Origin of the sequence: Curtobacterium subtropicum (assembly GCF_030362975.1) — a bacterium.
Classification (GTDB): Bacteria; Actinomycetota; Actinomycetes; order Actinomycetales; family Microbacteriaceae; genus Curtobacterium; species Curtobacterium subtropicum.
Map to the genome: position 1 here is coordinate 154,331 of NZ_JAUCMM010000006.1, position 14,654 is coordinate 168,984.

13 protein-coding genes are annotated in these 14,654 nt (G+C 74.4%); 6 read left to right on the plus strand and 7 right to left on the minus strand.

All coding sequences use genetic code 11. The features are described from left to right. Position 1: 1 nt before the first annotated feature. Positions 2-442 (minus strand): metallopeptidase family protein, encoded by a 441-nt coding sequence (locus tag QUG98_RS10390; protein ID WP_289470458.1) that lies wholly within the window; start codon positions 440-442, stop codon positions 2-4. A 91-nt stretch (positions 443-533) separates the two neighbouring features. Here QUG98_RS10390 and QUG98_RS10395 point away from each other — a divergent pair, with 91 nt between their 5' ends. Both QUG98_RS10395 and ahcY read left to right on the plus strand, forming a co-directional pair. Beyond that, positions 534-758 carry a DUF3499 family protein gene (locus QUG98_RS10395; RefSeq protein WP_058729601.1) on the plus strand — a complete coding sequence of 75 codons (225 nt, stop codon included), beginning with the start codon at positions 534-536 and terminating at the stop codon, positions 756-758. 125 nt (positions 759-883) lie between these two features. Beyond that, the gene (gene ahcY, locus QUG98_RS10400; RefSeq protein WP_289470459.1) at positions 884-2,362 is read left to right on the plus strand and encodes an adenosylhomocysteinase; all 1,479 of its coding nucleotides are present in this window, start codon (positions 884-886) and stop codon (positions 2,360-2,362) included. A gap of 182 nt (positions 2,363-2,544) precedes the next feature. On the opposite strand, the gene QUG98_RS10405 is transcribed toward ahcY, so the two are convergent. Further along, positions 2,545-3,414 (minus strand): RDD family protein, encoded by an 870-nt coding sequence (locus tag QUG98_RS10405; RefSeq protein ID WP_289470460.1) that lies wholly within the window; start codon positions 3,412-3,414, stop codon positions 2,545-2,547. A gap of 61 nt (positions 3,415-3,475) precedes the next feature. On the opposite strand from QUG98_RS10405, the gene QUG98_RS10410 reads away from it, so the two are divergent. Further along, positions 3,476-4,471 (plus strand): stage II sporulation protein M, encoded by a 996-nt coding sequence (locus tag QUG98_RS10410; RefSeq protein ID WP_289470461.1) that lies wholly within the window; start codon positions 3,476-3,478, stop codon positions 4,469-4,471. Positions 4,472-4,486: 15 nt separating this feature from the next. On the opposite strand, the gene QUG98_RS10415 is transcribed toward QUG98_RS10410, so the two are convergent. From QUG98_RS10415 to QUG98_RS10435, 5 genes are read right to left on the minus strand one after another with little or no spacing between them, the layout of a single operon-like run. After that, positions 4,487-5,845, minus strand: coding sequence for a DUF58 domain-containing protein (locus QUG98_RS10415; protein ID WP_289470462.1), 1,359 nt, complete (start codon positions 5,843-5,845; stop codon positions 4,487-4,489). Further along, a complete protein-coding gene (locus QUG98_RS10420) occupies positions 5,845-6,897 on the minus strand; it encodes an AAA family ATPase (protein ID WP_289470463.1) in 1,053 nt (350 codons plus the stop codon). Before QUG98_RS10420 ends, QUG98_RS10415 begins: the two co-directional genes overlap by 1 nt. Then, positions 6,894-8,150, minus strand: coding sequence for a DUF4350 domain-containing protein (locus QUG98_RS10425; RefSeq protein ID WP_289470464.1), 1,257 nt, complete (start codon positions 8,148-8,150; stop codon positions 6,894-6,896). Before QUG98_RS10425 ends, QUG98_RS10420 begins: the two co-directional genes overlap by 4 nt. After that, positions 8,147-8,815: a DUF4129 domain-containing protein gene (locus QUG98_RS10430; RefSeq protein WP_289470465.1), complete on the minus strand. Its 669-nt coding sequence runs from the start codon at positions 8,813-8,815 to the stop codon at positions 8,147-8,149. The genes QUG98_RS10425 and QUG98_RS10430 overlap by 4 nt, the downstream gene beginning before the upstream one ends. Next, complete coding sequence (locus QUG98_RS10435; RefSeq protein ID WP_289470466.1) at positions 8,779-10,041, minus strand: glycerophosphoryl diester phosphodiesterase membrane domain-containing protein; 1,263 nt, start codon at positions 10,039-10,041, stop codon at positions 8,779-8,781. Before QUG98_RS10435 ends, QUG98_RS10430 begins: the two co-directional genes overlap by 37 nt. 395 nt (positions 10,042-10,436) lie before the next feature. Here QUG98_RS10435 and mtrA point away from each other — a divergent pair, with 395 nt between their 5' ends. Genes mtrA through QUG98_RS10450 form a run of 3 tightly spaced genes read left to right on the plus strand, consistent with a single transcriptional unit; the run spans position 10,437 to position 14,619 of the window. Then, entirely contained in the window at positions 10,437-11,111 is a 675-nt protein-coding gene (gene mtrA / locus QUG98_RS10440; RefSeq protein WP_058730147.1) for an MtrAB system response regulator MtrA, read from the plus strand. Positions 11,112-11,125: 14 nt separating this feature from the next. After that, positions 11,126-12,940 (plus strand): MtrAB system histidine kinase MtrB, encoded by a 1,815-nt coding sequence (gene mtrB, locus QUG98_RS10445; RefSeq protein ID WP_289470467.1) that lies wholly within the window; start codon positions 11,126-11,128, stop codon positions 12,938-12,940. Continuing rightward, a complete protein-coding gene (locus QUG98_RS10450) occupies positions 12,940-14,619 on the plus strand; it encodes an LpqB family beta-propeller domain-containing protein (RefSeq protein WP_289470468.1) in 1,680 nt (559 codons plus the stop codon). The genes mtrB and QUG98_RS10450 overlap by 1 nt, the downstream gene beginning before the upstream one ends. The last annotated feature ends 35 nt before the right edge of the window (positions 14,620-14,654 follow it).

A 14,654-nucleotide genomic window follows, 5' to 3' on the forward strand; every position in this document is an offset into this window, starting at 1 on the left:
GTCACCAGTGGCGGTAGCGGTCCGGCGCCAGGTCCCAAGGATCCTTGTCGATCAACTCGCCCACCGCGCGGAACACCGCCGTCTCGACGATGACCCGACGATCGGTGTCGTCCTTCTCCGGGCTGCGCGTGACCCGCTCGACGGGGACGCGGAACAGGGTGACCCGACGACCGACGCGGTCGACCCGCCACCGGGGCAGCCGGTCCGGCAGCGCCTGGTCGGTGGGCATGTCGGCCACCTGGAACACGACCCCCGCGAGCTCGTCCGGCCACAGCCCCACGAGGTAGTGCGCGGTGTCCCCGACGATCCGGTCGAAGGTCTCGGCGCGGGTGATCACCGGCGCCAGGTCGGGTCCGGTCACGCTCGAGCGGCCACCGCGTCCGTGCCGGGAACGACCGCGGGCACGGTCGACGGGGGTCACGGTGAGGTGCTTCCGGCGCATCCCGCCATCGTACGCGGCGGGCGCGCGACGGAGCGCGGCGCCGGGCCCGTCCGACGGCCGCGTCCCTCCGACCGGTAGGGTCGGTGCCGGTATGGACGTACGGATCTGCAGCAAGGTCGCCTGTGGCGCGAGCGCGTCGGCGACCCTGACGTACGACTACGGTGACTCGATGGTGGTCGTCGGGCCCCTGTCCACGCGGGTGGAGCCGCACGGCTACGACCTCTGCGCCCGGCACGCGGCCCGCCTGCGGGTGCCGCGCGGCTGGGACGTCGTCCGTCGCGAGCCGATCCGACGGGACGCGGCACCGTCCGACTGACGCGGTGTGTGGTCGACCGACGTGCGACGGCCCCGTCGAGGCGACCACGGTGCGGTCTGGAGGCCCACCCCACGTCCGTGACGTCGGCTGACGATCCGCGCCTCCCGGCGTGCCAGACTGGCGCCATGTCGACCGAGACCAGCACCGCCGCCCCGTTCCGCGTCGCCGACCTCGCCCTCGCCGAGGCGGGTCGCCACCAGATCCGCCTGGCCGAGAACGAGATGCCGGGCCTGATGGCCCTGCGTGCGGAGTTCGGCGCGTCGCAGCCGCTCGCCGGTGCGCGCATCGCGGGTTCCCTGCACATGACGGTGCAGACCGCGGTCCTCATCGAGACCCTCGTCGCCCTCGGGGCGCAGGTCCGCTGGGCGAGCTGCAACATCTTCTCCACGCAGGACGAGGCCGCCGCGGCCGTGGCGGTGGGCCCGACGGGGACGCCGGCGTCACCCACGGGCGTGCCGGTCTTCGCCTGGAAGGGCGAGACGCTCGACGAGTACTGGTGGTGCACCGACCGCATCTTCGACTGGAGCGCCGAGGCCGCCGCCGCGGGGGAGTCGTGGACGGGCCCGAACCTGATCCTCGACGACGGCGGCGACGCGACGATGCTGCTGCACACCGGCGCCGACGCCGAGGCGGCGGGCCGCGCGCCGGAGCCCGGTGCCGACGCGAGCGCCGAGTGGCGGATCGTGCTGGGGACCGTCGCCGCGTCGCTCGAGCGGTCCTCCGACCGGTGGACCCGCATCGCCGCCGAGGTGCAGGGCGTCACCGAGGAGACGACGACCGGCGTGCACCGCCTCTACGAGCTCGCTCGGACGGGCGAGCTGCGCTTCCCGGCGATCAACGTCAACGACTCGGTGACGAAGTCGAAGTTCGACAACAAGTACGGCATCCGACACTCGCTGCCCGATGGCCTGAACCGCGCGACGGACGTGCTCATCGGCGGCAAGGTCGCGTTCGTCGTGGGGTACGGCGACGTCGGCAAGGGTGCGGCGGAGGCGCTGCGGGGGCAGGGTGCCCGGGTGATCGTCTCCGAGGTCGACCCGATCTGCGCGCTGCAGGCGGCGATGGACGGGTACCAGGTCGCGCGCCTCGCGGACGTCGCCGGCGAGGTCGACGTGGTCGTGACCTGCACCGGCAACCTGGGCGTCGTCGGGATCGACGAGGTGCTTGCGCTGAAGCACCTCGCGGTGGTCGCCAACGTCGGGCACTTCGACAACGAGATCGACATGGCGGGGCTCGAGGCGCTGCCGGGGGTCGAGAAGGTCGAGATCAAGCCGCAGGTGCACGAGTGGCGACTGCCGAACGGCCGCTCCGTCCTGGTGTTGAGCGAGGGGCGGCTGATGAACCTCGGCAACGCGACCGGGCACCCGTCGTTCGTGATGAGCACCTCGTTCACGAACCAGGTGCTGGCGCAGATCGAGCTGCACACGAAGCGCGAGGAGTACCCGACGGGCGTGTACGTGCTGCCGAAGCACCTGGACGAGAAGGTCGCGCGCCTGCACCTCGACGCGCTCGGGGTGCGGCTGACCGCGCTCCGGCCGGAGCAGGCGGCGTACATCGGCGTCCCCGTCGAGGGCCCGTACAAGCCCGACCACTACCGGTACTGACGTCGAGGGCGCGCGGCGCGCCGCTGCGCCGTAACGCCGCGCGCCGCGCCGCCGCGTCAGCTGCCGCCTGCGCACGCGCCGAACCAGGAATCCGACTTCGAACCAGGGTGCGGCCCTGGTTCGACGTCGGATTCGTGGTTCGAAAGGATCGCGGCGCCGGGGGCGCGCGGTGCGGCGGCGCGTCAGCGCGGGAAGCCGGGCGGCCGCGCGCCCGCGACCGCCGCCGCGCCGTCGAGCAGGGCCGCCCGGGCCCGCAGCGCCCGCACGTCGCGCTCCCGCCGCACGGCGACCACGCCGGCGAGGAACACCTCGGGGTGGACGTCGGGCACCGGCGACGCGTACTCCGCGGCGGCGGCAGCGAGCGTGCGCGCCGTGGCCTCGCGGGCCTCGGGACGCAGGTCGCCGACCGACCGGAAGAACGTGCCGAGCCGGTCCTCCAACCGCTGCGGGAGCGCCGACACGTCCGCCACCGCCGCCCACGGGACGAGCTCGACCGGCAGGAGCACCTGCACGTCCCGACGCCGCGCTCCGCGTTCGTGCTGCACGAAGGTCCCGGCGAGCAGGTCGCCGAGACGCCGGGGCCGTGACCCGAACAGCGCGACGACGAGCGCCACGGACCCCAGCGTGGACCAGAGCTCGAGCAGCCCGACCAGCGCGCGCGTGAAGGCGTGCCGGAAGCCGACCGCCCCGCCGTCCACCCGCACGACCCGGGTGCCGGCGGCCCAGCGCCCCACGCTCTTGCCCCGCGTGACCGCCTCGACGCCCGCGGGCACGAGCACGAGCACCGTGACGCCGGAGACGATCGCGACGGGCAGGATCCACACCGCGTCGGTGCCCGCTGGCAGCGAACGCAGGAGCCCGAAGAGCAGCATGGCGAGCAGCACCACGAGGCACGCGCCGTCGAGCAGCGCCGCCGCGAGCCGCAGCGCGATGCCGGCCGGCTGCACGTCGAGCGCGACGGCCTCGCCGACGACGAGCTCGTCGGTGGTCGCGTCGAGCGCCCCGCCGAAGCGGGCGTCGGACAGGTCGCGTGGCACGCGCGTCTTCCCCATGGGATCATTCTGTCGTGACCGGGTCCCCACGGGGCGCGGTGTGCACGATCGGGGGAGGCACGTGGACCTGGAGGCCTACAGCGCGGTGCACGGCGACCGCTGGGACGAGGTCGACCGGCTCGCCCGGAGCCGTCACGGATCGGGTGCGGACGCCGACCGGCTCGTCAGCGGCTACCAGGAGGTGGCGACCGACCTCGCGCGGATCCGCGGCGTCGCACCGGGCTCCCCGACGGGCGACCGGCTGTCCCGCACGCTGTTCCGCGCGCGCCTGCGCTTCACCGGCACACCGGTCGACCCGCTGACCGCCGTCACGACCTTCTTCGCGCGGTACCTCCCGGCGGCGCTGTACCGCATCCGCTGGGTGACGATCTGGGTGGCGGCGGCGACCGTCGCCATCAGCGCGATCGTCGGCGTCTGGATCGCCTCGACCCCGGGCGCGGTCGCCACCTTCGGCACGCCCGAAGCCCTGCGGCAGTACGCGACCGAGGACTTCCAGGCGTACTACTCGGACCACGGCCTCGGGGCGTTCACCGCGCAGGTGTGGTCGAACAACGCGTTCATCGCCGCCCGCATGGTGGCGTTCGGCATCACCGGGCTCTACGTGCCCGTGGCGGTCATCCAGAACGCGGTGAGCCTCGGGGTGTCCGCCGCGATCATGCACTCGCAGGGTCGGCTCGGCGACTTCTTCCTCTGGATCGCCCCGCACGGCCAGCTCGAGCTGTACTCGGTGTTCCTCGCCGGCGGCGCCGGCCTGATGATCTGCTGGTCGTGGATCGCCCCCGGTGCACGCACCCGGGCGCAGGCACTGGCCGAGGACGGCCGGGCGCTCCTCACGGTCGCGGTCGGCCTCGCACTCACCCTGCTGCTCTCCGGTCTGGTCGAGGGCGTGGTGACCCGCCAGGACTGGCCGTGGCCGGTGAAGATCGGCATCGGCACGGTCGCACTGGCCGCGGTGCTCTGGTACCAGTGGGTCCTCGGTGGACGCGCCTACCGCGCGGGCGAGCGGGGCGACGTCGAGGAGTTCGAGCGCGGCGCGACGGCGCTCACCGCAGGCTGAGCCCTCGCCCGCGACTCAGAGTCGCCCGCCGGCCTTCGCGCGGATGTAGGCATCGGCGACGGCCGGTGGCACTGCCGCGGGGGCACCGCGGACGACCTCGGCACCGGCCCGGCGAGCGACGTCCCCGACGCCGTCGGCGTCGAGCAGGGTGCGTTCCGCGGCCGCCCGTCGGTACACGTCGCGCTCGGCACCGGATCCGACCGGGAGGCGCGACACCCGCCCGCCCCGCCGCTCCGGTCCGTCCTGGTCCGGCTCCGGGACCCCGCTCGCCATCCGCTCGACCGCCGGGTCGGCGATGCTCGTCACCACGACGGCGTGCCGCCGCGTCAGCCGGGGGAGCACCGCGAGCAGGTCGGCGGATGCACCGACCGATTCCAGGCTCGACAGGAGCACGACGAACGCTCGCGAGGTCGTCACCCGGTCGACGACGGCCGGCACCGCGGACCAGTCCGTCGCGGCGAGCCCGGGTTCGGCGAGCGCGAGCCGTTCGCCGAAGCGCCGCACGACGTCGGTCCGGGTCGCGCCGTGCACCCGGTCGCGGACGGTGTCGTCGAGCACGACCAGGTCGACCCGGTCACCGGCGGCGGTGGCGAGGGCGCCGAGGAGCAGGGCGGACTCGATGGCGGTGTCGAGTCGCGGTTCGTCCTCGACCCGTCCGGCACCGGCACGCCCGGCGTCGACGACGATGACGACGCGCCGGTCGCGTTCGGGTCGCCAGGTCCGGACGACCAGGTCCTGGCGTCGGGCGGTCGCCCGCCAGTCGATCGATCGGACGTCGTCGCCGCGGACGTAGTCGCGCAGGGAGTCGAACTCGGTGCCGTGCCCGCGGAGCTGCAGGGTGGTCTCGCCGTCGAGCTCGCGGAGTCGGGCGAGCCGCGAGGGCAGGTGCCGCCGCGACCGGAAGGGCGGTGTGACGACCAGCTCGCCGGGCGCGACCAGGACGGCCTGCCGGGCGGCGAGGCCGAGCGGACCGGTGGAACGGACGGCGATCCCGGTACTGGCGCGACGACCGCGGCGGAAGGGCGTGAAGCGGACCCGGGCGACTCGGCGCTCACCGGCCGGGACGGTCATCCGGATCCGGACCGGCCCGTGCCCGGCGGAGGGCTCCCACATGTCCCGGACGAGGGCACGCAGCGGTCGCGGCCCGTCGTTCGCCAGGACGAGGGACCCCTCGGTGGTGCTGCCCCGACGCGCCAGGTGCGGCATCCGTCGCTCGACGCGGACCGCGGACGGATCGGCTGCGAGCAGGACGTCGAGGCCGGCGGCGAGCACCACGACGACGACCCAGGCCACACCGGCCCAGGCGCTGCCGAGCAGCACCGTGGGGACGATCGCGACGGCCAGGAGCGCGACGAACCGCCCGGAGACCGCCACTAGAACGGCACCCGGACCTGCTCGACGACCTGCTGCAGCACGCCGTCCGCCCCGACGCCCTCGAGCTCGGCGTCGGCGGCCACGCGCAGCCGGTGCCGCCAGACCGGCAGGAGCATCGCCTGCACGTGGTCGGGCGTGATCGCGTCGTAGCCGGTGAGCCACGCCCAGGCCTTCGCGGCGGCGAGGAGCGCCGTCGCACCGCGGGGGCTCACACCGACGCGGACGGACGGGGCCTGCCGGGTGGCGCGGGCGAGGTCGACCACGTAGGCCAGGACGTCGTCGCGCGCGCCGACCGCACGGACGGCCCGCTGCGCCGCGAGGACCTCGTCGACGCCGAGCACCGGACGGACGCCGGCGGACCGGACGTCCCGCGGGACGAAGCCGTCCGCGTGGCGGCGGAGCACCTGCCACTCGACGTCCCGCGGTGGCACGTCGAGCGTGAGCTTCATCAGGAAGCGGTCGAGCTGCGCCTCCGGCAGCGTGTACGTGCCCTCGAACTCGATCGGGTTCATGGTCGCGGCGACGAAGAACGGGTCGGGCAGCGGGCGTGCCGCGCCGTCCACGCTGACCTGGCGTTCCTCCATGGCCTCGAGCAGGGCGGACTGCGTCTTCGGCGGGGTGCGGTTGACCTCGTCGGCGAGCAGCACGTTCGTGAAGACGGGGCCCTCGCGGAACGGGAACGTCCCGGTGGAGGCGTCGAACACCAGCGACCCGGTGACGTCGCCGGGCATCAGGTCGGGGGTGAACTGGATGCGCTTGGTGTCGAGCGACATCGCCGCCGCCAGGCTGCGCACGAGCAGGGTCTTCGCGACGCCGGGGACGCCCTCGAGCAGCACGTGGCCGTGCGCGAGGATCCCGACGATCATGCCGGAGACGGCGCCCTCCTGACCGACGACGGCCTTGCCGACCTCGGCGCGGAGCCGGCCGAAGGCGCCCCGGAGCGCGTCCGTGCCGCCGGTCGGCTGCGCCGTGCCGGTCGGGGCCGACCCGTTCGGGGTCGTCCCGTCGGGGGTGTGTCCGGTCGGTTCCTGGGCGGGTGACGGATCGGTCACGGTCGTGCTCCTCGTCGGTTGCGGTGTGGCGTGGGGTCGGTGGCGGAGTGCGGGTCGGGGGCGCCGGTCGCGGTACGGACGGCCCGCTCCAGCTCGTCGAGGGCCGTCGCGCCGTCGCGGAGTGCCCGGTCGTCGGTCGTCGGACCGCCCACCAGGACGGCTCCGACGGCGGCGGGGGGACGGCCGGTCGCACGGGCCGCGGCGCGCACCACCTCGTCGACGTGGGTCCCGCGGGGCAGGCCGAGTCGGTGCCCGATCCGACGGAGTGCGGCGAGCCGGAGGGTGTCGAGCGCGTGGGTCCGGTCACGCGTCCTGGCGTACAGCCGTGCGCGTCCCTCGGTCGTCTCGGAGGCCCGGACGACGACGGGCATCCGCTCGACGACGAGCGGACCGAGCCGACGTCCTCGCCAGACGCCGGCCGCGACCGCGACGAGGGCGAGCAGCAGCAGGGCGCCGGGCACCCACGGCGGGGCGAGCGAGCCGATGGTGGGCGCAGCGTCGGCCGAGGTGCGTGTCGGCGTGTACCAGACGAGCCGGTCGTCGGACCCGAGCAGGTCGAGTGCGAAGGCGGCGTTGCCCGCGGTCGTGATCGTGTCGTTCCGCAGCGCGCCCGTCGTGCCGACCAGCGTCACGTCCCCGGCCGGGGTGGCGGTCCGGACGATGCCGGCGACGCGGTCGTCCCCGCTGCCGGTCCTCACGCAGAGGTCGGTGCCCGTCGGGATCGGTCCCTCCGACGTCGTCCGGTAGCCCTCGCCGGTCACGGTGAGTCGCCCCGCGGCGGCCACGGCCGGGACGGCACACCCGCTCGTCGGGACGGTGGCGTCCCCGAGGACGGGTCCGGCGGGGACGACGTCGAGGCCCAGCGCGTCGAGCGCGGCCCGGTCGGTGGTCAGCAGCACGACGTGCTCGACCGACCGACCGAGGCGTCGTGCGACCGCGGCGTCGAGGGCGCCGGCGGAGTCGTCGACCAGGACCGTCGCACCGTCCAGCTCGGACCGGTCGAGGTCGTCGACGCGGTCGACCACGTCCACGCGGGTGCCGCGCTGCTCGAGCACGCGCACGAGTGCCCGTGCGCCGCTCGCCGTCGTGGACCCGGGGTCGAGCGGCTCACGGGTCGGTCCGGTCGACGACTGCACCGCGGCCGTGAGCCCGGCGAGCAGCAGGCCCACGAGGACGATGACGGTCCAGAAGACCACGCGGCCGGTGCGCCCGGGGGAGCGGACGACGGCGGTCGGGGTCGTGGCGGCGGTCACGTCGGGACCGCGGGCTCGGTCGCGGGACGTGTGGTGCGGACCGATGCCTCGGTGTCGAGGACCGAGCGGGCGGTGGTCTCGTCGGCGACGGCTCCGAGGTAGCGGACGTCGTCGAAGGACCGTGCCGCCCGGTCGATCCGGTCCGCGTGCTCCGGGAACCACGGGCCCGCGCGTCCGGCGACGGCGCGTGCGGTGGCACCGGGGACCTCCTGGACGAGGTCGCGTTCGGCGAGTCCGCGCGCGACCGCACGGTAGCCGTCGAGCACCGCGTCGGCCCAGTCGCCGGCGCGCAGGGCGGCCCGGGCGGCGTCGCCGAGTTCGCGGGCGGATCGCAGGTCGTCGTGGTCGAAGACGCTGCCGTCGTCCGACCGGGCGGTGCGGGCGCGCCGACGGGGCAGCCCCCTGGCGACGACCACGACGACCACGACCGCGACGAGCACCACGACCGCGATCCAGAGCACGGACTGTCCGAACGCGGGGGAGTCCAGGCCGCCGCCCGGTCGGAACGACCCGAGCCACTCGAGCAGCTGACGGGACGCCCGGTCCCACCAGGTCGCCCGCGCACCGTCGTAGTCGGGGCGCTCGAGTTCGCGTTCGAGCAGCCGGCGTGCCTCGTCGGGACCGAGCGTCACGAGCCGCCCGGCCAGTGCTGCTGCCCGGGCCACTGCTGCTGCCCCGGCGTCCCCTGCTGTGGCTGCGCCGGCCACTGCTGCTGTGGCTGCGCTGGCCACTGCTGCTGTGGCTGCGCTGGCCACTGCTGCTGTGGCTGCGCTGGCCACTGCTGCTGTGGCTGCGCTGGCCACTGCTGCTGCTGCTGCTGCGCCGGCCACTCCTGTTGCGACGGCCACGGCTGACCGGGGCCCGGTCGTCCCGGCCACGGAGCGCGGGGGACCACGGGTGCCGGCGCGAACGGGTCCGTCGGCTCGCCGGTCTCCAGGTGGGACGCGATGCGCTGGTCGAGCGCCTCGGTGCGGATGCGGCGGTCGACCGCGAGGAAGGTCAGGACCGAGGCGCTGAGCACGTCGGTGACGCACTGCACGGCGATCGACAGCAGCGCGCCGAGCACGACGGCGACGACGGCCCCGGCGCCCACTCCGGCGGCGGCGCCGGTCTGCCCGAGCGGGTCGAAGGCGCCGACGGCGAGCGCGGTGCCGAACGTGAGCGGGATCGACGCGATCGAGCCCGCGATGCCGAAGGCGACCTGCACGAGCAGCACGATGCCGAACGTGCGCCAGAAGGCCCCGCGGGTGAGCCGCCACGACTGCGCGGCGGCGGAGAACACGCTCCGACCCTCGAGCGCGATGGTGGGGACGGTGAAGGCGAACCGCGTCCCCAGCCAGACGATCAGGACGAGGGCACCGAGTGCGAACAGGAAGAACGCGCCGACGTACCCGCCGACGCCGGCGCGACCCGCGGCCAGGCCGACGACCATGCCGACGGCGATCGAGACGAACACCGCCCCGAGGACCAGACCCGCGACGAGCTGCAGCAGGATCCACGCCAGGACGGGCCACCGACGACCGGCGAGGAGCGCCCAGAGGCCGCGGAAGCTCGCACGCCGTCCGAGGATGCGCTGCCCGGTGTCGGCCGCGACCGGCGCGACGAGGAACGCCCGGCCCAGGTACGCGAGGAAGGGCAGCCCGACGGAGAGGACGACGAAGAGCGTGACGGACCCGGCGACGACGTCCTCGGCACCGCTGCCGCCCGCGTCGACCGCCGACGTCAGCCGGCCCTGCAGCGCCCGCTGGCCGAAGGTGCTCGCCAGCGTCGCGAGGAGTCCGAGCACGCCGCTGAGGAGCAGACTCCAGAGGAGCAGGACGCGCGGGTTGCGGCGGAACACCGTGAAGGCGCCGGCGAGCACGTCCCCGAGACCGAGCGGTCGGAGCGGCACCACCGGACGCTGCGGACCGGCCCCGGGACGCCCCGGACCGGGCTGCTGCCACCCCTGCTGTGACCAGCCCTGCCGACCCGGACCGGCCTGCGGGCTGGGACCGGCCTGCGGACCCGGGCCGGCCTGCGCACCCGGCCACGGCTGCTGCCCCGGCCACCCACCGGGCGGCGGCGGCCCCGTGGGGTGGGACGGGCCTCCCGTCCGGTCGTCGCCCCCGCTCGAACCCGGAACCTGCCAGTCGGCCATCGCCGCCCCCTCGAACGTGCTCGGGCCGCGCAGCGGAACGCGCGACCACCCCCATCATGGCGCACGGACCCTGCTCGACGGGTGCTCGGCTATCGTGACCAGTGGGTGCCGGTCCGGCACCTCCCGCCCGCCACACGGAGTCCACGCACATGACACCGCGCATCCTCGTCGTCGACGACGACCAGGCCCTCGCCGAGATGATCGGCATCGTCCTCCGTTCCGAGGGCTACGAGCCGGAGTTCAGCGCCGACGGCAACGACGCCGTCGAGACGTTCCACAGCACGAAGCCCGACCTCGTGCTGCTCGACGTGATGCTCCCCGGGATCGACGGCATCGAGGTCTGCAAGCGGATCCGCGCGGACAGCGGCACCCCGATCATCATGCTGACGGCGAAGGGCGACACCGCCGACGTCGTGGCGGGCCTCGAGAACGGTGCCGACGACTACGTCGTGAAGCCCTTCAACCCGAAGGAGCTCGTCGCGCGCATCAAGACGCGGCTCCGCCCGACGGCCGGCGACGCCTCGGTGCTGCACGCGGGCGACCTGACCGTCGACGTCGCCGCGCACGAGGTCCGTCGCGGTGACACCGTGATCGCACTCACGCCGCTCGAGTTCGACCTGCTCCGCGCGCTCGCCGAGAAGCCGAACCAGGTGTTCACGCGGGAGATGCTGCTCGACCAGGTCTGGGGCTACCACTACAAGGCGGACACCCGGCTCGTGAACGTGCACGTGCAGCGGCTCCGCGCCAAGATCGAGCACGACCCGGACAACCCGAAGATCGTCACGACCGTGCGCGGTGTCGGCTACCGGGCCGGAGGGGCCTGAGCACCGTGCCGTCGGTGTCGTCGGACCCGGACGCCACCGGGCCGGACGTGGCGGCGACCGGGCACGACCCGGCCGCGACCAGTGGGCCGTCAGCGCAGGGTTCGTCTGCGCAGGGTTCGTCTGCGCAGTCCTCGTCTACGCAGTCCTCGTGGGCGCAGGCGCCGTCCGGCCGGCGCCGGCCATCGGGTCGTGCCGCCGGGCTCCGCCGTCGGCTCCGCCGGTGGGTCCGTCGCGGCTGGTACGCCGTCGCCTGGCTGTGGCGCCGGTCGCTCATGGTCCGGAGCGTCGCGATCACGGTCGCGACGACCGGCCTGGCGGTCGCGGTCATCGGGACCGCCGTCATGATCAGCATCTCGAACAACGTCTACGCGCAGCGCCGCGACCAGATCGAGTCGGAGTCGGCACGGGCGACCGTCGTCGCGCAGGGCATCTTCGACGCCGCGACGGCGGCCGAGGACAACAACCAGACCGAGCTCGAGACCCTGCAGAGCGAGGCGCAGCAGGCGATCCTGTCGAACACGACGAGCCCGGGCGGCACGAGCATCGCCATCGAGCGGACGCCGGGGCAGTCGACGCCCCAGACGCTGCAGAACCTGGCGAGCCAGGGCTTCCCGGACGCCGTGATCACCGACGACCTCCGGCGCGAGGTCGCGAAGGACACCGGCCGGCTCAGCCTGCAGCCGGTGCAGCTCGACGACGGGGGCCGACGCGAGCCCGGTCTGGCGGTGGGGTCGGTGCTCCAGGTGCCGAGCGCCGGCCAGTACGAGCTCTACATCGTCTACGACCTGTCCGACGCGCAGCAGACCCTCGACTTCGTGTCGCAGACGCTCTCGGTCGGCGGCGTCGCCCTCATCGTCCTCATCGCGCTCGTCACCTCGCTCGTGGTGCGGCTCGTCGTCGTGCCCATCCGCGGCGCAGCCGAGACCAGTCGCAAGATCGCGGCCGGACGGCTCGACGAACGCATCCCGGTCCGTGGCCACGACGACATCGCGATCCTGGCGCGCAGCTTCAACGACATGGCCGACGCCGTCAGTCGGCAGATCACCCAGCTCGCCGAGCTCTCGCGCGTGCAGCAGCGCTTCGTGTCCGACGTCTCCCACGAGCTCCGCACCCCGCTCACCACGATCCGGCTGGCCGGCGACATGCTCTACGACTCCCGGCACGCCTTCGAGCCGTCGGTGAGCCGGTCCGCCGAGCTCCTGCACACCCAGGTCGAACGCTTCGAGCTGCTGCTCGCCGACCTGCTCGAGATCTCCCGGTACGACGCACAGGCCGTGCAGCTCGACACCGAGCCGGTCGTGCCCGCCGCGCTCGCCGCCGACATCGTCGAGGAGTTCCGCCCGCTCGCCGAGCGCGCCGGCGTCGACCTGCAGCTCGTCACCCCCGGCGGCCACACCACGATGCGGCTCGACGCGAAGCGCATCCGGCGGATCCTCCGGAACCTGGTCGGCAACGCGATCGAGCACGGCGACGCGAAGCCCGTCCAGGTCGTCGTCGACAGCGACTCCCGCTCCGTCGCGATCGCGGTGCGCGACCAGGGCGTCGGCATGCCGCCGGAGGACGCCGCGCGGGTCTTCGACCGCTTCTGGCGTGCCGACCCCAGCCGCAAGCGCACCATCGGCGGCACCGGCCTGGGGCTCGCGATCTCGCTCGGCGACGCCAACCTGCACGGCGGCCGGATCGACGTCTGGTCCCGGCCGGGCGAGGGCTCGACCTTCGTGCTGACCCTCCCGCGCGGCGAGTCCCTCGGCACCGCGACCTCGGCGATCCCGCTGCCCGAACTCGACGAGACCTACGACGGACCGCGAGCCGTGCGGGAGGACCACTGATGCGAGCACGACTGCGGACCCTCGTCGCGACGACGCTCGCGGCCCTCACCGTCGTCGCCCTGACGGCCTGCGCGGCGATCCCCACCGGCGGTGGCGTGCGCACCGGGCAGTCGGTGAAGGACGAGGCGATCTCCGGCTTCGAGCTCCGCCCGGACCGCCCGGTCGCCGGCGCCGACCAGACCGCGATCCTGCGCGGCTTCGTCGCCGCCGGCACGGGGGCACAGGACGACTACGGCACCGCCCGGGAGTTCCTGGCGAAGGGCTTCGCGCAGAAGTGGAACCCGCGGCGCGGCGTCACCGTCCTGCAGGGGAGCGGCGCGATCGACCGCGTCGCCGACCGCGAGCTCACCTACACGCTGACCGCCAGCGCGACCGTCGACGCCGACGGCGAGTACACCCAGGCGGTCCGGCCGACGACGTCGACCCTGACCTTCCAGTTCGTCCGCGAGGACGGCGAGTGGCGCATCGCCTACGCCCCCGACGGCATCATCCTCACGCCCGTGAGCTTCGAGTCGCAGTTCCAGCAGCACGCGCTCTACTTCTTCGACCCCACGTACCGGTACCTCGTGCCGGACGAGCGCTGGTTCCTCGCCCGCTCGTCCACGAGCACCCGCATCGCGAGCGCACTGCTCGCCGGTCCGTCCGACTGGCTCAAGGGCGCCGTCGTGTCCGCCTTCCCGGAGGGCACGCAGCTCTCGCTGAACGCGGTCACGATCGAGAACGGCTCGGCGCTCGTCGACCTGTCGAGCGACGCCCTGCGCGCGAGCAACGACGACCGGGTGCGCATGCGCGAGCAGCTGACCCGCTCCCTCGCGTCGGTCGCATCGGTGTCGTCCGTCTCGATCACCATCGAGGGCGCCACGTTCTCCCTGCCGGAGCAGCAGGGCACGCAGGCGCGGCTCAACCCCGACGTCGACCCGCGGCCGCTCGTCGACCGCGACGACGAGGTCGGGTACGCGACCGCGAACGGGCGGGTCGCCGAGCTCGGTGGGGACGAGAGCGCGACGATCGCCGCGCTCGACCCGCAGTCCTTCTCGCTCGCCGCCTCGGGCACGGTCGCCGCGGTCGGCAACGCGAGCGGCGTGGTCGTCGTGCGCGGTCGGGACGCCCTGCGCATCGACGCGACCGAGGGGCTCGTCCCGCCGACCCTGGACGACCTCGGGTTCGTCTGGGTCGGTCAGGGCGGTGACACCGGCCGGGTCACCGCCTACGGACTCGGCGGAGACCCGCACCAGGTCCCCACGACGCTGCCGCGCGGTCGCCTGGTCTCGTTCCAGGTCTCCCGCGACTCCACCCGGGCACTCGCGCTCATCGACACGTCCGACGGGCCTGCCCTGTACGTGATGGCGATCGTCCGGGGTGGCGACCGCACGCCCACCGGGCTCGGTCCGCCGGTCCGCGTGCAGGCGGCCACCGGCGACGCCGTCGGCGCCGCGTGGGTCAACGACAGCGACGTGGTGTCGGTCGGGCAGACGGACACCGGTCCCGAGGTCGTCCGGTCGACGGTCGGCGGCCAGTCCGCGACGCTGCCGAAGCCCGACGGGACGGCCGCGTCCGTCACCGGCGGCAGCGGCGGATCGGTGCTGCTGCGGATGGCCGACGGCACGGTCCTGCAGTCCACCGGCGGCCGCTGGGACACCACGGGGGTCACCGCGGACGTGCTCGGCACGCAGCGCTGACCGCACGTCCCTGCACAGGCGGCCCGGCCTGGAGG